Genomic DNA, 17,876 nt, shown 5'->3' on the forward strand with positions numbered 1-17,876 from the left:
GACGCCGCCGACGCCGACCTCGCACCAGAGCGAGCCCCGACCCCGACCCCGCACCCCGGAGTTCACCCGACGGCGACGCCCGCGGCACCCGGCGTTCACCCGGCAGCGCCACACTCGACCCCGGTGCGGGAACGTTCCCGCGCTGCCCCCACCCCCACCCCGCACCACCCCCACGGAACAGGGAGATCATCGACGTGAAGACCCGAGTCCTCACCGGCCTCGCCATCGCAGCGGCCGCGACCGTCGCACTGTCCGGCTGCGTCCAGAGCGCCAACGCCTCGAACGCCGCAGACACGAGCGGCGGCACCACGAACCTCACGGTGTTCATCAGCGGCGACACGAACGTCCAGGACCTCTGGGACAAGTCGCTCATCCCCGCCTTCGAGAAGGGGCACCCGAAGATCCACGTCAGCACGAGCATCGACCTGCACGGCGAGCACGACGCGCAGACCCAGGCCAACCTCGCCACCGCGGTCAAGGCCGGCAAGTCCGTCGCGTACGACCTCGTCGACGCCGGGTTCGTCTCCACCGCGGGCAAGGCCGGGCTGCTCAGCACGGTCAGCGACAGCACGATCCCGAACCTGAAGGACGTCCCCGAGGCCACGAAGCAGCAGGGTGGCGACAGCGCGATCCCGTACCGCGCCTCGAGCGTCCTGCTCGCCTACGACTCGAAGAAGGTGACGGACCCGCCGAAGACCCTCGACGACCTGCTCGCCTGGATCAAAGCGAACCCGGGCCAGTTCGCCTACAACTCCCCGTCGTCCGGCGGCTCGGGTGGCTCGTTCGTCGCCACGGTGCTCGCGAAATACCTGACCGCGGATGAGCAGGCGACGATGCAGACGACGTACGACAAGTCGCTCGAGTCGAAGTGGGACAAGGGCTTCGCCGCCCTGAAGGACCTCGGCCCGTCGACGTACCAGAAGGGCGTCTACCCGAACGGCAACGACCAGGTCGTGCAGCTGCTCGGCAGCGGCCAGATCGCGATGGCACCGGTCTGGAGCGACCAGTTCATCACCTCGCAGAAGACCGGCGTGATCCCGAAGACCGTCAAGGCGATCCAGATCACCGACCCGTCGTTCACCGGCAGCGCGAGCTTCCTCGGCATCCCGAAGACCGAGCCGAAGGCCAAGAAGGCGGCAGCCGAGCAGCTCGCCGACTTCGTGCTCAGCGCGAAGGGGCAGCAGCTGGTCGCGAGCGCCGTCTCCGGCTACCCGGTGATCCCGCTCGACAGCCTGCCGGAGTCGGTCGCAGAGCAGTTCGCCGACGCGAACCCGTCGCAGCTCCGCCTCGGGTTCCAGAGCGACTTCGCCGCCGACATGAACGCCGCGTGGGACGCGAAGGTCCCGCAGTGACCCAGACCGTCCAGGACGGCCCGGCGACCGACCGGGAGGCCCGTGGCGACTCCGCCATGGGCCTCCCGCCCGTCCCGCCCTCCGCCCACGGCACGGCGCAGCCCGCCAGCGAGCGCACGACACAGGAGCGCCTGGCCCGCCGCCGACGCTGGCAGGGCCTCGCGCTCGTCGCGGCGCCCGTGCTGGTCGTGGTCCTGTTCGTCGGCGTCCCGGTGGTGAACGCCGCCCTCTTCAGCCTCGGGTTCACTGGCGGCCTGAACCAGGCGCTCGCCGACATCGGCGGCGACACCGTTCACGGGTTCTCGTTCGCGGTGTACGGCACGCTGCTCGGCAACGCCACGTTCCTGCGTGACCTCGTCGCGACGCTCGGGGTCACCGCGCTGTCCACCGGCCTGACCGTGGCGCTCGCCGTGGCGGTGGCGGTGGTCCTCCGGCTCCGCGGTGGGATCCTCGGCAAGAGCCTCAGCGTCCTCGCGGTGGTCCCGCTCTTCGTGCCGGTGGTCATCGCGAGCTGGTCGGTGCTGACGTTCACCGATGCGCAGGGCTTCCTCCGCAGCCTCGGGGCGCAGTTCGGCCTGGACGTCCCGGTGTGGGGCTACACCCTCGTCGCCGTGGTGTTCGGCAGCGTCTGGACGAGCCTGCCGTTCGCGGTGCTGATGATCGCCGGCGCGCTGCAGGGCACCCCGGACGCCCTGGTCGAGGCCGCGAAGGACGCCGGCGCGAGCACCTGGCGGGTGGTCTGGCAGGTGCTCCTGCCGATGGCGGCGACCCCGCTCGTCATCGCGACGACCTTCACCGTGATCGGGGTGCTCGGGTCGTTCACGGTGCCGTACTTCACCGGTCCGAACGCGCCGACGATGCTCGGCGTCGACATCTCGAAGTACTTCCAGGCCTACAACCGTCCGCAGCAGTCGACGGCGATGGCGTTCATCGTGTTCGCCTTCGCGGCGGCCGCGAGCATCTTCTACCTCCGCTCGACGGTCCGCTCGAACGCGGGCGAGCTCGACAAGAAGCAGCAGGAGCAGCAGTGATCAAGCGTCTGACCGGCAACGCCCTCGTCTGGGCGACCGCGATCGTGCTGGCCGTCTTCGTCCTCGGGCCGCTCGTCTGGCTGGCCGCCCGGGCCTTCGCCACGACGTGGACCTACCCGAACCTGCTGCCCGACGGCTGGACCCTGCAGTGGTGGGGCACGGTGTTCGAGGACCGCAGCCTCGCCGTCGCGGTGCAGAACTCGCTCGTCCTCGCCCCGCTGACCGTCCTCATCGCCGCGGTGGTCTGTCTGCCGGCCGCCTGGGCGATCAGCCGCATCGAGTTCCCGGGGCGGCGGCTCGTGCTCGTCGGGCTGTTCGCCACGAACGCGTTCCCGAAGATGGGCCTCTTCGTCACGATGTCGGCGATGTTCACCGCACTGAACCTGATGAACACGGTCACGGGCATCCTGATCGTGCACGTCCTGGGCTGTGTGGTGTTCATGACGTGGCTGCCCGCCGCCGCGTTCTCGGCCGTCCCCCGGTCCCTCGAGGAAGCGGCCCGTGACGCGGGGGCGAGCCGCTGGCGCACGTTCTGGCGGGTCACGTTCCCGATCGCGTGGCCGGGGATCCTCGTCGCGATGGTGATGTCGTTCCTGGCGTCCTTCGACGAGGCGCAGGGCACGTACCTCGTCGGCGCTCCGACCTACATGACCATGCCGACGGCGATGTACTCGCTCGTCCTGAACTCCCCGCGGCAGGTCTCGGCGGTGTTCGCGATCGCGCTGAGCATCCCGTCCGTGGTCCTGCTGCTGCTCGCCCGGAAGCACATCATGGGCGGCCGCCTCGCGGACGGCTTCCAGATCCGATGAAGCGACAGACCCCGATGACCCACACCAGCACGAAAGGCGACCAGATGACGGATGCAACGCTCGTCGCGGAACGCGCACCGGGCCTCCCGGTCGACGACAGCAGGACCGACCGCAGCCGCACCGGCGGACTCACCGTCCGCGGGCTGCGCAAGACACTCGGCGGACGCGACGTGGTCGCGGGCATCGACCTCGACGTCGCGAAGGGCGAGCTCGTCTCGCTCCTCGGACCGTCCGGCTGCGGCAAGACGACGACGCTCCGCATGGTGGCGGGGTTCCTGCCCGCCGACGGCGGTGTCGTGACGATGGGGGACCGCGACGTCACGTCGGCCGGACCCGAGCGCCGACCGAGCGCGATGGTGTTCCAGAACTACGCGCTGTGGCCGCACATGACGGTGACGCAGAACGTCGCGTTCCCGCTGCGGACCCGACGGGTCCCGAAGCGGCAGGCGGCGGACCGGGTGCGGGACGCACTCGAACTCGTCGGCCTGAGCCACCACGCCGGCTCCAAGCCGACCGCGATCTCGGGCGGTGAGCAGCAGCGCGTCGCCCTCGCCCGCGCGATCGTGCAGGAGCCCGACGTCCTGCTCCTCGACGAGCCGCTGTCCAACCTCGACGCCAAGCTCCGCGTGAGCGTCCGCGACGAGATCCGGCGCATCCAGCAGCGCCTCGGCATCACGACCGTGATCGTCACGCACGACCAGGACGAAGCGCTCAGCATCTCCGACCGGATCGCCGTCATGCACGACGGACGCATCGAGCAGATCGCGACGCCGACCGAGCTGTACGCCCGCCCCGCCACCGGGTTCGTCGCGTCGTTCATCGGGTCGACGAGCGTCGTCTCCGGTCGGTTCCTCGCCGGCACGTCCGTCAGCCCGACCGCGGCCGACACGGTGCTGATCCGCCCCGAGCAGGTCGTCCTCACCGACGACGCACCGGTCCGCGCCACCGTCGCCCGTGTCCTCATGCGCGGCCACTTCGCCGAGGTCGTGCTCACCACCGACGGTGCCGAGCTCCGCGCCTTCGTCACCGGAGCGCCCCCGGCGGTCGGCACCGAGACCGGGGTCCGGCTCGGCGCGGTGCTCGTCTACCGCGACGGTGCACTGCTCGAGGGCACCCGATGAGCGGCGCCGTGCCGGTCACCGACCGCGCCGTCCCCGCCGCGTCGGCAGCAGCGTCTGCTCCTGCGTCCGCCGCGCCGGCCGCCGGTCACGGGTCGGTCCCGTCCGACCCGACCGGGAGGCCCGGCGTGCGTCCGCCACGGCTCGTCGCCCACCGCGGTGCGCCGCGCGTCCGGCGGGAGAACACCCTGCCCGCCATCGCGGTCGCCGAGGCGCTCGGCGCGGAGGTCATCGAGGTCGACGTCCGTCGCACGGCCGACGACGTCGCCGTCCTGCTGCACGACGAGACCCTCGGGCGGATGTGGGGCGACGCCCGGCGGGTGTCCGACGTCGCCTGGTGCGACGTCGCTCGGCTCGGCAACGGGCTCGACCGGATCCCGCGGCTCGACGCCGCGCTCGAACGGCTCGACGGCTGCCGCTCGGTCCTGCTGGTCGACCTGACCGACGCCGAGGACGCCCTGGTCGCAGCCCGGACCGTCGCGGGTTCCACCGCGTCCACCAGCGTGGCGTGGTGCGGTGCGCCGGCCGCCATGGCCGCGGTCCGCTCGGTGCTGCCCGACGCCGACGTGTGGCTCGCGTGGGAGTCGCTCGACCCGCCCGCCCCGGCCGACCTCGAGGCCCTGACCCCGTCGACCCTGAACCTCGACATCGCGTTCCTCACGCCGCGGACGATCGAGGTCGCGCACGCCCTCGGGCTGCGGGTCGCCGTCTGGACCGTCGACGAGGCCGAACCCGCGCTGTGGGCGGCACGGCTCGGCGTCGACTCGATCACCACGAACGACGTCGGCGCGATCGGCGCAGCGCTGTCCTCGGCGGAGCGGGACGGCTGGCCGGAACGGGACCGCGAGCCGACCGAGACCGAGGTCGCCTCGCGCGCCCAGGCCCTGGCGCACCGCATCGCGCACGAGGTCATCGCGTTCACCCGCGAACACCCCGTCAGCGAGGTGCGGACCAAGGCGAACCCCGCCGACCTCGTCACCGACGTGGACCGCCTGGTCGAGCAGCACGTCCGCTCCCGCGTGCGGATGGTGTTCCCGACGCACGGGTTCACCGGCGAGGAGTACGGCGACGCGCCCGGTGACCGGCACCGCTGGTACCTGGACCCCGTCGACGGCACCACGAACCTGGCGAACGGGGTGCCGTGGACGTCGATGTCGCTCTGCCTGACCCGCGGTGGGCGGCCGCTCGTCGGGGTCGTGGCCGATCCGTGGCGGGGCGAGGTCCTCGAGGCGCGGCGCGGGCGCGGTGCGACCCTGCGCGACCGGCCGCTGCGGCTGGACGACACCCCACGCCCGCTCGCCGGGGCGGTCGTCGGCACCGAACTCGACGGGCACCGGCCGTGGCCCGGGTTCGGGGTGTTCCTCGACGCCCTGGCCGACCGGTCGTGCACGCTGCGGGTGCAGGGCTCCGGCACGCTGACCATCGCGCAGGTCGCGGCCGGCCGGGGGATCGGCGGGTGCGTGTCGGCGTTCAACCCGGTCGACCACGGGGCCGCCGTGCTGCTCGTGCACGAGGCCGGCGGGATCGTGCTGACGCGCTCCGGCCCGGTCGAGGGCTTCCCGCCCGTGGGCGAGCCGTTCCTGGTGGCGCACCCCGGAGCGGCGGACGAGCTGCACGCGGTGTGGACGGCGGCGCTCGCCGCGGGCGCGGCGGTGCACGGCGCGGGGTGAGCGGGCGCGGCCGGCGCGGCCGGGCGCGGCCGGGCGCACGGTGCGGGGTCTGCGTTCTGGTGCGGCTTTGGCCGCTGGGTGCGGCGCTGGAGGCGCGCACGGTGCTGGCAAGCCGGCACGGGTTGTACAGGTGCGCACGGTGCGGAATGGAGGCGCGGTGTCAGGCCGGCACGCGCCTCCCGGTCGGTGGGTGGTGCGCACGGTGCGGGGTCTGCGTTCTGGTGGGGCTTTGGCCGCTGGGTGCGGCGCTGGAGGCGCGCACGGTGCTGGCAAGCCGGCACGGGTTGTACAGGTGCGCACGGTGCGGACTCGGGCACGGGACGGCGCTCGGCTGACTCTGAGCGGGCGCTCAGTCAGCGGCCGACCCCGCTCCATAGGGTGGCAGTCCACGGCCGGTCCGACCGGATCGACCGTGCACCCGAAGGAGCATCGACCATGGGATTCCTCGACCGCCTGCTCGGACGTCCGGACCGCGACCGCACCGGTGACGCGCAGCAGTACGACGCGCAGCAGAACCAGTGGGGGCAGCCGCAGCAGCAGGGCTACCGGTACGGCCAGCAGTCGTACCACCAGCCCGCTCCGACGGGGACGCCGGCCGGGCAGCAGCCGGGCGGGCAGTACGGCGTGCCGCAGTGGGGTGGTGCACCCGCACAGCAGCAGCAGGGGGCGACGACCGACGACGAGCGCGCGGTGGAGCGGTACCGCTACCTGCTCCGCACGGCACCGCCGGAGCGCATCGAAGAGGTGCACGCCGAGGCGTTCGCAAAGCTGACCGACGAGCAGCGCCGCATGGTCTACGACGAGTTCACGCGCACGGCGCCTCCCGGCGAGGCCCCTCGTGGCGACGACCCCCGTTCGCTCGCGCAGTCGGCGACACGGTCCGAGATCCGCCAGCCGGGCTTCATGGAGCGGTCGCTCGGCGGTGTCGGCGGGGGCGCGGGACGCTTCGGTGGCCAGCGCGGCGGGCCGTCGTTCGGGAGCATGATCGGTGCCTCGATCCTCGGGACGGTGGCCGGCTACGTCATCGGTTCGGCGATCATGAGCGCCTTCCTGCCGGACCCGGGATCGTTCGATGGCGGTACTGACGCTGCGGGTGACGGCGGTTCGGAGGACACTGGTGCTGAATCCGGCGATGCCGGTGCGTCCGACGGTGGCGCGTCCGACGGCGGCGGGTTCGAGAGTGCGGGCTGGGGCGACAGCGGATCCGACTTCGGCGGTGGCTTCAGCGACTTCGGTGGTGGTGACTTCGACGTCTGAGTGACGTCCGTCGCTCCACCGGGCCCCGGGTACCCACCGTGTCCGACGAAGGAGCGACATGGCCATCATCGAAGCCTCCGGGCTGACCAAGACGTACAAGTCGAAGTCCGGGCCGGTGCACGCACTGGCCGGACTCGACCTGTCGGTGCCGCAGGGCACCGTGAAGGCACTGCTCGGGCCGAACGGGTCGGGCAAGACCACGACCGTGAAGGTCCTCACCACCCTCATCACGCCCGACTCCGGCACGGCGTCGATCGACGGCATCGACGTGATCGCCGACCCGCAGGCGACCCGGCGGTCGATCGGGGTGTCCGGGCAGTACGCCGCGGTCGACGAGAACCTGACCGGGTTCGAGAACCTCGAGATGATCGGACGGCTCTACCACCTGGGCCGGAAGACGTCCCGCGAGCGCGCTCGGGAGCTGATCGACGTGTTCGACCTCTCCGAAGCCGGGGACCGTCCGGTGAAGGGCTTCTCCGGCGGCATGCGACGACGCATCGACCTCGCCGGCGCGCTCGTGATGAACCCGCGCGTGCTGTTCCTCGACGAGCCGACCACGGGCCTCGACCCCCGCAGCCGGCTCGCGCTCTGGGGGATCATCGAGAACCTGGTCGCCGAGGGCGCGACCGTCCTGCTCACCACCCAGTACCTGGAAGAGGCCGACCGGCTCGCCGACGACATCGCGGTGATCGATGACGGCCGGGTCATCGCCGAGGGCACCGCCGACCACCTCAAGGCGCAGGTCGGCGGGCACCGGGTCGTCGTGACCCTGGTGGACGAGACCGACGGCGACGCCGTGACGACCGTCCTGCGCCGCTACGGCGTCGGCGACGTCGAGGTGTCGGGCGACGGCCGCACCCACGCCATCGCGGTCGAGGCCGGGCCCGCCGCACTGCAACGGGTGCTCGCCGACCTCGGTGACGCCGGCATCGAGCTCCACGACGCGGGCATGCGGCGACCGACCCTGGACGACGTGTTCCTGCGGCTCACCGGCCACGCCGCGACGGAGGACGAGGCCGACGAAGCCGCCGCCACGAAGCAGAAGGAGACGGCCCGATGACCGCCACGACCATCGCGCCGGGTCGGCAACTGCCCGTCGTCGTCACCTCACCGATCGCCATCTGGTTCGAGGACGGCTGGACCGTCACCAAACGGAACCTCATCAAGCTCAAGCGGTCGCCGGACATGCTCGTGTTCGCGGTGCTGCAGCCGATCATGTTCGTCCTGTTGTTCAGCCAGGTCTACGGCGGCGCGATCGCGGTCGAGGGCACCGACTACACGCAGTTCCTGATGGCCGGGATCTTCGCCCAGACCGTCGTGTTCGGGGCCACGTTCTCGGGTTCGGCGATGGCGCAGGACCTGAAGGAGGGCCTGATCGACCGGTTCCGCACGCTGCCGATGTCGGCGTCCGCGGTGCTCGTCGGCCGGACCAACTCCGACCTCGTGCTCAACTCGATCTCGATGGCGATCATGATGCTCACCGGGCTGGCCGTCGGGTGGCGGGTGAACTCGTCGCCGCTCGAGTTCCTGGCCGGCATCGCCCTGCTGCTGCTGTTCAGCTACGCGTTCAGCTGGGTGATGGCGCTGCTCGGCATGAGCGTCAAGACGCCGGAGGTCATCAACAACGCCTCGTTCATGATCCTGTTCCCGCTGACGTTCATCTCGAACGCCTTCGTGCCGAGCGACACGCTGCCGCTGGTGCTGCGGGTGTTCGCGGAGTGGAACCCGGTGTCGTCGCTCGTGCAGGCGGCCCGTGAGCTGTTCGGCAACGTCGGGTCCGCGCCGGTGCCGGACATCTGGACGATGCAGCACCCGATCGTGACGGTGCTGATCGGGATCGCCGTGATGCTCGTCGTGTTCGTGCCGTGGGCGGTCAACAAGTACACGAGGATCAGCGCAAAGTAGCAGTCGTCCACAGGGGCCGTCCGGGTGCGCGCGTGCGTCACCCGGACGGCTTAGCATCGTCCACGTGACCGCGACAGACGCCGAGCGGGCCGCCCAGCGCGACGCCACGGAGCCACCCCTCGACCGCAGCACCCGACTGCGCCGCTGGATGCTGCAGGGCGCCCACCAGGGGGCGTCCCACCAGGGCCCGCACCAGGTCGAGGTCGAGAAGACCCACCCGTGGTGGCGGGTCATGTGCCTGACCGGTGTCGACTACTTCTCGACCCTCGGGTACCAGCCGGCGATCGCGGCGCTCGCCGCCGGCCTGCTGTCGCCGATCGCCACCATCGTGCTCGTGCTCGTCACGCTGTTCGGGGCGCTGCCCGTCTACCGCCGGGTCGCGAGCGACAGCTTCCGCGGCGCCGGATCGATCATGATGCTCGAGAAGCTCCTGCCGTGGTGGGCCGGCAAGCTCCTGGTGCTCGTGCTGCTCGGGTTCGCCGTCACCGACTTCATGATCACGATGACGCTGTCGGCGGCGGACGCCACGGCGCACATCGCCGAGAACCCGTACACGCCGCACTGGTTCACCGAGATCCCCGTCCCGCTCACCCTCGCGCTGCTGCTGTTGCTCGGCGTGGTGTTCCTCCGCGGGTTCAAGGAGGCGATCGGCATCGCAGTCGGCCTCGTCGCGGTGTTCCTCGCGCTCAACGCCGTCGTCGTGGTGGTCGCGCTCTGGCACGTGTTCGAGCACCCGATGGTCGCCAGTGACTGGTGGTCCGGGCTCACGGCGCAGCACAGCAACCCCCTCGTCATGGTCGGCATCGCGCTCGTCGTGTTCCCGAAGCTCGCCCTCGGCCTGTCCGGGTTCGAGACCGGCGTCGCGGTGATGCCGCAGGTGCGCGGCGACGCGTCCGACGACACGAGTGCTCGGCCCGAGGGGCGGATCCGCGGCACGAAGCGGCTCCTGACCGTCGCGGCCGTCATCATGAGCTCGTTCCTGATCACCTCGTCGATCGCCACGACGTTCCTCATCCCGCAGCACGAGTTCCAGCCGGGCGGCGGTGCGAACGGCCGTGCCCTGGCCTTCCTGGCGCACCAGTACCTCGGCGGGGTGTTCGGGTCGATCTACGACTTCTCGACCGTCGCGATCCTGTGGTTCGCCGGCGCGAGCGCGATGGCCGGCCTGCTCAACCTGGTGCCGCGGTTCCTGCCCCGGTACGGCATGGCTCCGCAGTGGGCGCGCGCGACGCGGCCGCTCGTCATCATCTTCACGCTCATCGCCTTCCTGATCACGATCGTCTTCCGGGCGAACGTCGACGCACAGGGCGGGGCGTACGCCACCGGCGTGCTCGTCCTGATCACGAGCGCCGCGGTCGCGGTCACCCTCTCGGCCCGCCGCAGGCAGCAGAAGAAGCGCACCATCGCGTTCGGCGTCATCTCGGTCGTGTTCGTCTACACGACGGTCGCGAACGTCATCGAGCGGCCGGACGGCGTCCGGATCGCAGCGATCTTCATCATCGCCATCGTCGTGGTGTCGCTCGTCTCGCGGGTGCGCCGCTCGTTCGAACTCCGTGCGTCGTCGATCGAGCTGGACGCCACCGCCCGGCAGTTCGTCGAGGCCGACGCCGACCAGTTCAGCGCGGTGTGCATCATCGCGAACGAGCCAGGTGCCGGCACCGCCGAGGCGTACCGGGCGAAGGGGCGCGAAGAGCGGCGGGACTCCGGCATCCCGGCGCGCGTGCCGACGATGTTCCTCGAGGTCCTGCCCGCCGACTCGTCGGACTTCGAAGAGGACCTGCTGGTCGAGGGGCACGTCGTGCACGGGCACCGTGTGCTCCGGGTCCGGTCCGGCAACGTGCCGAACACCATCGCGTCGACACTGCTCGCGATCCGCGACACCGCCGGGGTCGTCCCGAGCATCTACTTCGAGTGGAACGAGGGCAGCCCGATCCGGAACGCCCTGCGCTTCGTGTTCACCGGCGTCGGCGACGTCGCACCCGTCACGCGCGAGGTCCTGCGCGAAGCCGAGCCGGACGTGCACCGCCGCCCCTCCATCCACGTCTCGTGACGGCGTCCGCGGGCACCCGTCGTGTCCCGGCGCCCGCCGGTGGGCTCGCGGCGGTCGTCGTCGCTGCGGTGGTCTGGGGGACCACGGGCACCGCGACGCACTTCGCCCCGGGCGTCCCCGCCTTCGTCTTCGGCGCCGTCACCTTCGGGATCGGTGGCCTCGTGCTCGCCGCCGTCGCCGGCCGCGGCACGGTCCGTGCCGTCGTCGAACGCCGCACCCGGGGGTGGGCTCTGCTCGGCGCGACCGCGCTCGTCCTGTACGCGGTGGCGTTCTACGCCGCGCTCGCCGACGCGGGCGTCGCCCTCGGCACCACCATCGCCATCGGGTCGTCACCCGCGTTCGCGGGGCTCGTCGAGTGGGCAGCGGACCGGAGGCCCGTCACCCGCAGGTGGGTCGTCGCCACGCTGGTGAGCGTGGCCGGCATGGTCGTCGTGACGCTGGCGCGGTCCGAGCACGACGGTGGCGGTGGCGCGCTCGCGCTCGGGATCGCCAGTGCGCTGCTCGCCGGGCTCACCTACGCGCTGTACTCGTGGGCGGTCGCGCGGGGACTGCACGCGGCGGCCGGGGCGGTGTCGGTGCCGGGCGGCCCCGGCGTCGAGGCCGTCGCGGCGGGGCTGCCGAACGGCCGCGGGCTCGTCGGCGCCGTGTTCGGCATCGCCGCCGTGCCGCTCGTCGTGCTCGTCGTCGTCGGCGGGGCACCGTTCCTCGGCGACGGCGGCAACTGGCCGGTGTTCCTGTACCTGGCCCTGGTGCCGACGGTCCTCGGCCACTCGCTGTACGCCGTGGGGTTGCGGGCGGTCGGGGCCTCGGTCGCGACGCTGGTGTCGTTGCTCGAACCCGTGGTGGCCGCGGTGCTCGCTGCGCTCGTCGTCGGGGAGCACCTCGGCGCGACGGGGTGGCTCGGCATCGCGCTCGTGGTGGCCGGGCTCGCCGTGCTGGCACTGCCGGCGCGTCGCGGGCGCTGACTCGCGTCGGGTCGCAGCGGTCGCCGACGCGCGTCGGGTCGCAGCGGTCGCCGACGCGCGTCAGTCGTCGGCGAGGATCTGGTCCCGCACCTTCCGCCGCAGCACCTTGCCGATCATCGAGCGCGGCAGGTCCTCGACCACGACGACGCGGCGCGGCACCTTGTACGCCGCCAGCTGCTCGCGCGCCCACGTCCGGAGGGCCGCGGCGTCGAACGACGACGGGTCCTTCGGCACGACGGCGGCCACGACCTGCTCGTTGCCGCCCTGCGTGATGCCGACGACCGCGACCTCCTTGACGCTGGGGTGCTTCAGCAGGGCGTCCTCGACCTCGGACGGCGACACGTTGAAGCCACCCGTGATGATGAGTTCCTTGAGGCGGTCGACGATCCGGACGTAGCCGTCCGCGCCGATCGCCACGATGTCACCGGTGCGGAACCAGCCGTCGGGGGTGAAGACCTCGTCGGTGGCCTCGGCCTTGCCCCAGTAGCCGCGGAACACCTGCGGGCCGCGGACCTGCAGTTCGCCTGGCTCGTCGACGCCGAGCACCGTGCCGTCGTCGGGGTCGACCACGCGGGCCTCGGTGGAGGACAACGGCAGACCGATCGACCCGAGGCGGCGCTCCGGGGACACCGGGTTCGCCATCAGCACGGGGGAGCACTCGGACAGCCCGTAGCCCTCGACCAGGTACCCGCCGGTCCGCGCTTCCCACGGTTCGACGATGTCCTGCGACAGCGGCATGGCGCCCGAGATGCCGATCTCGATGCCCTCGAGCGACACCTTCGCCGAGTCGGCCGCGTGCTGCAGCCGCGCGTAGATCGGCGGGACGGCCGGCAGGAACGTCGGCGGGTGCTTCTTGATCGCGGTGAGCACGAGTGCCGGGTCGAACGTCGGGAACAGCACGAGCCGCGAGGCCATGCTCATCGCGAAGGTCAGGCACAGCGTCAGGCCGTAGGCGTGGAACATCGGCAGCACCGCGTACACGACGTTGTCGCCGCGTCGGATCTGCGGCACCCAGGCGCGGGCCTGCGCGGCGTTGGCCAGCAGGTTCCGGTGCGTCAGGACGGCGCCCTTCGGCGTACCGGTCGTCCCCGACGTGTACTGGATCAGGGCGATGTCGTCGGTGGACGGCCGCGGGTGCCGCTTCGACAGCTTGCGGGTGCCGACCAGGTCGTCCCACTTCGTCGTGCCGCGCACCGTGGTGGTGAGCTTCGCGCGGGACTCGCGGGCCTTCGCCACCGGCAGCGCCAGGGCGAGCCGGGTGCTGCGGGGCATCGCGCGGGTCAGGTCGACCGACACGATCGCGTCGACCTTCACGTCGGCCGGGAAGTCCTGCAGTGTCGCGACGGACTTGTCCCAGGCGATCGCGACCTTCGCGCCGTGGTCCTCGAACTGGTGGCGGAGCTCGCGCGGCGTGTACAGCGGGTTGTGCTCGACCACGATCGCGCCGAGGCGCAGGACCGCGTAGAACGCCACGATGTGCTGCGGGCAGTTCGGCAGCACGATCGCCACCCGGTCGCCGGCACCGACGCCGAGCTTGCGGAGGCCGTTCGCCGCGCGGAGGATCTGCTCCTGCAGGTCCGCGTAGCTGGTGGTCCGCTTGAAGAACTCGAGCGCGACCTTGCCCGGGAACCGTCGTGCCGATTCCTCGACCAGGTCGATCAGGGAATCGTGCTGTTCCTCGATGTCGTGCGGGACCCCCGGGGCGTACGAGGCAAGCCAGGGACGAGGCGTGTCGATGCTCACGCGTCCCAACCTAGCGGGCCACCCCCGCGCCCGCTGGGAGGAAGTCAACTGGTCAGTACGACTGAGCGAGGCCTATTCTTGAACTGGGATGCTCGAGAAGTCTTCCTCCTTGCTCAGGAGGCCTGCGACGTGGCGGTCCCAGGCCTCGGCTACCTCCAATGCATCTATGAGCTCCTTGTTCGACAAGGTCTCCTTGGGAACGACGAAGAAGCGAGCAATCGACTTGCCCAGGGGAGTCAATTGGAAAACCGGGCTAGAAGTCCAGGTTGCCCGTTTTCGCACTATCAGTCCGTGTGAGTATAGCTTTTCCGCAACGTTCTTGGAGATTCCGCTCACGCCAGGGCCGACGCCGACGCTCCCCGCGTACGTCAATTCGTCCTCGGCCAACCAGCGTAATGCGCGTTGGCTCTGCGGGTCCAGTTTCCCGATCAGTTTTCCTGCTTCATCTTGCTCATGCTCTGTCATCGGAGCGGTCATCTCCACATTTCGCGTCGAAGGACGACGTTGTTTTAGGGGTGACCTACTGGTCGGTGCTCGTCGAAGCGAGCTCGCTGTTGGCGCGGGCGGTTCATTCCCCGTGCGCGAGCGCTTCTGCGACTCAGAGGACTCCATGATGTCAGTCACGCGATCCGCGATCATTCGGCTTATTTCTGCGGGCGACGAAGAATCCGACGATGCTCGAGCTTCCGGGATCGCTTTGCCGAGCGCGGCTTCAAGCAGAGTTCCATTCAGGCTGCTCATCGCCTGTCGAGTGCCTTCCATCTTCTCTTCTATCGCTCTCAACGTGGCCCGAGTCTCGCCGAAGATCTGCTCAGCGCGTTGTTCCTGCTGTGCCGCCGCGTAGGTCTGGAGGATAAACGTGATGATCTGAATTACAAATGCAATGATGGCGAGTGCCAGTGCGATGACGGAGAGGGCATCGGCATCGCGAACGGACGACACAACACTTGCCACGACGATCGCACCGAGGGCGACTATCGCTGTGCCAATGCTGACAGCTCGCCATGAGACCTTCAGCACGCCGGATTGAGACTCACTCATGCTTGAAGTCTAAGCGTCAGGCGGGCCACCCCCGCGCCCGCTGGGAGGCATCGGGGTGCACGAAGCCGGGCGCGCTCCCAGGGGACGGACGGACGATGACGCCATGCCCTCCGTCTCCGATGCCTTCCGCTCCCGCCTCAACGACACGTTCACCGGTGGGGCGACGAGCAAGCCGGAGTGGATCGACGAACTCGAGGACGGGACCGACGCGGGCTTCTTCGGCCCGGGTTCCGCGACGTGGGCGGTGCACGGCGGCAAGCAGACGATCGTCGCCGGCGTCCGCGCACTCCTCGTCCAGGCGCTGCACCCGGGTGCCCTCGCCGGAGTCGCCGACCACTCCCGCTACCGCGAGGACCCGTTCGGCCGACTCGCCGGCACCATCCGGTGGATCTACACGGTCTCGCACGGCGACACCGCGACCGCCCGCGGTGCGAGCGAGTGGGTGCTGCGCCTGCACGAGCGGGTGCGCGGCCAGTACGTCGACGGCCACGGCATCGCACGCGACTACACGGCGAACGACCCCGACCTGGCCCGCTGGGTGCACCTCGCCTTCACCGACGCGTTCCTCCGGGCCGCGCAGCGCTGGGGCGGCCCGATCCCCGGCGGTGCCGACGCGTACGTCCGCGAGTGGGCGACCGCCGGCCGGCTCATGCGGGTCGAGGACGCCCCCGAATCCGAGGCGGAGCTCCGTGCCCAGATGGACGGGTACCTCGACCGCGGCGAGCTCGCCGTCACCGCGCGCACCCGCGACGTCGTGAAGTTCATCAAGAACCCACCGCTCGCGCTCATGCTGCGACCCGGCTACCAGGCCCTGTTCCAGGGCGCCGTCTCGACGCTCGACCCCCGCCACCGGTCGATGCTCGGCCTGCGGGCACCCGCGATCGGACCCGTCGAACTGCCCGTCGGCCGGGCGACCGGACTCGTGCTCGACGGCATCGGCGGCGTGCTCGGCAACCAGACGGGCACCGAGCGCGCTGCGCTCGTGCGCATCGCGCGCCTCGAGCGCGAGCGCGGCGCCGTCGCCTGACACGACGGCGTGTCACGTGTCGTGGACGTGACCGGAGACGGACGGGAGGCCCGTGACCAGCTGGTCACGGGCCTCCCGTCCGGCTGGTGGGGGCGTCAGAAACCGGACGGCACCCGGGGCGTGTACGCGGACTCGAGTCGCGTCACCTCGTCGTCGGTCAGCGTGATCGCGGCGGCCGCGACCGCGTCGTCGATGTGGTGCTCCTTCGTCGCACCGACGATCGGCGCGCTCACCGCGGGCTTGCCCGCGACCCACGCCAGCGCGATCTGCGCCATGCTCACGCCGCGGTCGCTCGCGATGGACTCGACGGCTCCCACGATCGCGCGGTTCGCGTCCTCGTCCTGCCGGTAGAGCGTCTTGCCGAACTCGTCGGTGCTCGCGCGCGACCCGGAGCCGTCGGCGTCCCACGGGCGGGTGACCTTGCCGCGGGCGAGGGGGCTCCACGGGATCACGCCGACGCCGGTCGCGTGCGCGAACGGGTGCATCTCGCGCTCCTCCTCGCGCTCGAGCAGGTTGTACTGGTCCTGCATGGCGACGAACTTCGTCCAACCGTGCAGCTCGGCCGCGTGCTGCATCTGCGCGAACTGCCACGTCCACATGCTGCTCGCGCCGAGGTACCGGGCCTTGCCGGCCTTCACGACGTCGTGCAGGGCCTCCATCGTCTCCTCGACCGGCGTGACCGGGTCGAAACGGTGGATCTGGTACAGGTCGACGTAGTCGGTGCCGAGCCGGGTCAGCGAGGCGTCGATCTCGTGCATGATCGCGGCGCGGGACAGCCCGGCGCCGTTCCGACCCGGACGCATCCGGTTGAAGACCTTCGTGAAGACCTGGACGTCCTCGCGCGGAGCGAGCTCCTTGAGGAGCGTGCCGGTGATCTCCTCGCTCGAGCCGTCGGAGTACACGTTCGCCGTGTCGAAGGTGGTGATGCCGGCGTCGAACGCGCGACGCACGAAGGGGCGGGCCTCGTCGATGCCGACGCTCCAGGCGTGCGAGCCGCGGTCGGGGGCGCCGTAGGACATCATGCCGAGGACCACGGTGCTGATCTCGAGGCCGGAGGCGCCGAGGCGGGTGGTCTCCGCGGGTGCTGCGTTGCTCGGTGCTGCGTCTGCCGGTGCTGCGTTGCTCGGTGCTGCGTTGCTCATGCGCTCACCTTGGCATCGCGGCCTGTGACGGCGAGCAGACGGACCTGGAGCGGAGCGTCGTCGTCGACGTCGACCGGGGCGGCGTAGAGGCCGGTGGCGGCGAGGTCCTCGATCTGCGGCTCGAAGTACTCCCACACCGCTTGCACGAGCTCGTCCGGCAGGGACTCGTCCGTGCCGGTGGCCCGCGCCAGGTCCCACGTGTGGATCGTGATGTCGCTGGTCTGCTCGGTGAGGTACTGGCCAGCCGGGACGACGTCGGTGCTGAGGTGCACGGGGGTGTCCTGCGGGGCGTTCCGCCAGGCGTCGGTCGCGGCGGTCGCGAAGCGCTGCCACTCGGACACGAGGTCGTCGCCGATGGCCTCGAGGTCGGCTTCGGCCTGCGCGTAGTCGCATCCGGTGAGGAGCTTCGGGATCCAGCGCTGCTCGTCGACCACGTGGGTGACGAGGTCGCGGGTGGTCCACTCGGAGTCGGGGGTGGCGGCGTCCCAGTCCGTCACGGCGGCGACGCGGCGGCCGAACTCGGCTGCCGCGAGGGCCTGCATCGCGATCCAGTCGGTGGCCATGGTGGTGCTCCTGTTCGTCGGGCTGGCGTGCGGTGCTGCGTGCGTGCGTGCGTGTTGTGGTGCGTGTTGGGGTAACTCGTGGGGCTCGGTGCGGATTCCCGCGCGTGCGGGGCGTACCGTTCCCGCTGCCCAACGCTACGCCGCCGCCGGCCCGCGGGCGTCGTGCGCGCGGGGCGTCGCCCGCTCGCCTGCTGCCGCGCGGG

General features: G+C 71.1%; 15 protein-coding genes. 11 read left to right on the plus strand and 4 right to left on the minus strand.

Annotation, left to right across the window (positions count from 1 at the left end; genetic code table 11):
- The first annotated feature begins 194 nt into the window (after positions 1 to 194).
- The 10 genes from ACGH48_RS05510 to ACGH48_RS05555 all read left to right on the plus strand — a co-directional run bounded on the left by ACGH48_RS05510 (position 195) and on the right by ACGH48_RS05555 (position 12,157).
- On the plus strand, positions 195 to 1,352 hold the full coding sequence (locus tag ACGH48_RS05510) for an extracellular solute-binding protein (protein WP_396290517.1): 1,158 nt from the start codon (positions 195 to 197) through the stop codon (positions 1,350 to 1,352).
- On the plus strand, positions 1,349 to 2,383 hold the full coding sequence (locus ACGH48_RS05515) for an ABC transporter permease (protein WP_396290519.1): 1,035 nt from the start codon (positions 1,349 to 1,351) through the stop codon (positions 2,381 to 2,383). The genes ACGH48_RS05510 and ACGH48_RS05515 overlap by 4 nt, the downstream gene beginning before the upstream one ends.
- Positions 2,380 to 3,192: an ABC transporter permease gene (locus tag ACGH48_RS05520; protein WP_396290521.1), complete on the plus strand. Its 813-nt coding sequence runs from the start codon at positions 2,380 to 2,382 to the stop codon at positions 3,190 to 3,192. The genes ACGH48_RS05515 and ACGH48_RS05520 overlap by 4 nt, the downstream gene beginning before the upstream one ends.
- A 44-nt stretch (positions 3,193 to 3,236) precedes the next feature.
- Positions 3,237 to 4,313 carry an ABC transporter ATP-binding protein gene (locus ACGH48_RS05525; protein WP_396290523.1) on the plus strand — a complete coding sequence of 359 codons (1,077 nt, stop codon included), beginning with the start codon at positions 3,237 to 3,239 and terminating at the stop codon, positions 4,311 to 4,313.
- The gene (locus ACGH48_RS05530; RefSeq protein ID WP_396290525.1) at positions 4,310 to 5,980 is read left to right on the plus strand and encodes an inositol monophosphatase family protein; all 1,671 of its coding nucleotides are present in this window, start codon (positions 4,310 to 4,312) and stop codon (positions 5,978 to 5,980) included. Before ACGH48_RS05525 ends, ACGH48_RS05530 begins: the two co-directional genes overlap by 4 nt.
- A 435-nt stretch (positions 5,981 to 6,415) precedes the next feature.
- Positions 6,416 to 7,237 (plus strand): hypothetical protein, encoded by an 822-nt coding sequence (locus tag ACGH48_RS05535; protein WP_396290527.1) that lies wholly within the window; start codon positions 6,416 to 6,418, stop codon positions 7,235 to 7,237.
- A 58-nt stretch (positions 7,238 to 7,295) separates the two neighbouring features.
- Positions 7,296 to 8,297, plus strand: a complete 1,002-nt coding sequence (locus ACGH48_RS05540) for an ATP-binding cassette domain-containing protein (protein WP_396290529.1) — start codon at positions 7,296 to 7,298, stop codon at positions 8,295 to 8,297.
- On the plus strand, positions 8,294 to 9,142 hold the full coding sequence (locus tag ACGH48_RS05545) for an ABC transporter permease (RefSeq protein ID WP_123313395.1): 849 nt from the start codon (positions 8,294 to 8,296) through the stop codon (positions 9,140 to 9,142). The genes ACGH48_RS05540 and ACGH48_RS05545 overlap by 4 nt, the downstream gene beginning before the upstream one ends.
- A gap of 148 nt (positions 9,143 to 9,290) precedes the next feature.
- Positions 9,291 to 11,192: an amino acid transporter gene (locus tag ACGH48_RS05550; RefSeq protein WP_260233123.1), complete on the plus strand. Its 1,902-nt coding sequence runs from the start codon at positions 9,291 to 9,293 to the stop codon at positions 11,190 to 11,192.
- Positions 11,189 to 12,157 (plus strand): DMT family transporter, encoded by a 969-nt coding sequence (locus ACGH48_RS05555; RefSeq protein ID WP_396290531.1) that lies wholly within the window; start codon positions 11,189 to 11,191, stop codon positions 12,155 to 12,157. The genes ACGH48_RS05550 and ACGH48_RS05555 overlap by 4 nt, the downstream gene beginning before the upstream one ends.
- 60 nt (positions 12,158 to 12,217) lie before the next feature.
- On the opposite strand, the gene ACGH48_RS05560 is transcribed toward ACGH48_RS05555, so the two are convergent.
- Entirely contained in the window at positions 12,218 to 13,900 is a 1,683-nt protein-coding gene (locus ACGH48_RS05560) for a long-chain-fatty-acid--CoA ligase (RefSeq protein ID WP_396290533.1), read from the minus strand.
- Positions 13,901 to 13,972: 72 nt separating this feature from the next.
- Positions 13,973 to 14,941, minus strand: coding sequence for a hypothetical protein (locus ACGH48_RS05565; RefSeq protein ID WP_396290535.1), 969 nt, complete (start codon positions 14,939 to 14,941; stop codon positions 13,973 to 13,975).
- Positions 14,942 to 15,044: 103 nt separating this feature from the next.
- On the opposite strand from ACGH48_RS05565, the gene ACGH48_RS05570 reads away from it, so the two are divergent.
- Complete coding sequence (locus ACGH48_RS05570) at positions 15,045 to 15,968, plus strand: oxygenase MpaB family protein (RefSeq protein ID WP_123313399.1); 924 nt, start codon at positions 15,045 to 15,047, stop codon at positions 15,966 to 15,968.
- 95 nt (positions 15,969 to 16,063) lie between these two features.
- Here the strand turns inward: ACGH48_RS05570 and ACGH48_RS05575 are convergent, their stop codons facing one another.
- Both ACGH48_RS05575 and ACGH48_RS05580 read right to left on the minus strand, forming a co-directional pair.
- Positions 16,064 to 16,990 (minus strand): aldo/keto reductase, encoded by a 927-nt coding sequence (locus ACGH48_RS05575; RefSeq protein ID WP_340196445.1) that lies wholly within the window; start codon positions 16,988 to 16,990, stop codon positions 16,064 to 16,066.
- 116 nt (positions 16,991 to 17,106) lie between these two features.
- Positions 17,107 to 17,673, minus strand: a complete 567-nt coding sequence (locus ACGH48_RS05580) for a TIGR03086 family metal-binding protein (protein ID WP_396290537.1) — start codon at positions 17,671 to 17,673, stop codon at positions 17,107 to 17,109.
- Between the last annotated feature and the right edge of the window lie 203 nt (positions 17,674 to 17,876).

Source organism: Curtobacterium pomorum, from assembly GCF_044497295.1.
GTDB lineage: Bacteria > Actinomycetota > Actinomycetes > Actinomycetales > Microbacteriaceae > Curtobacterium.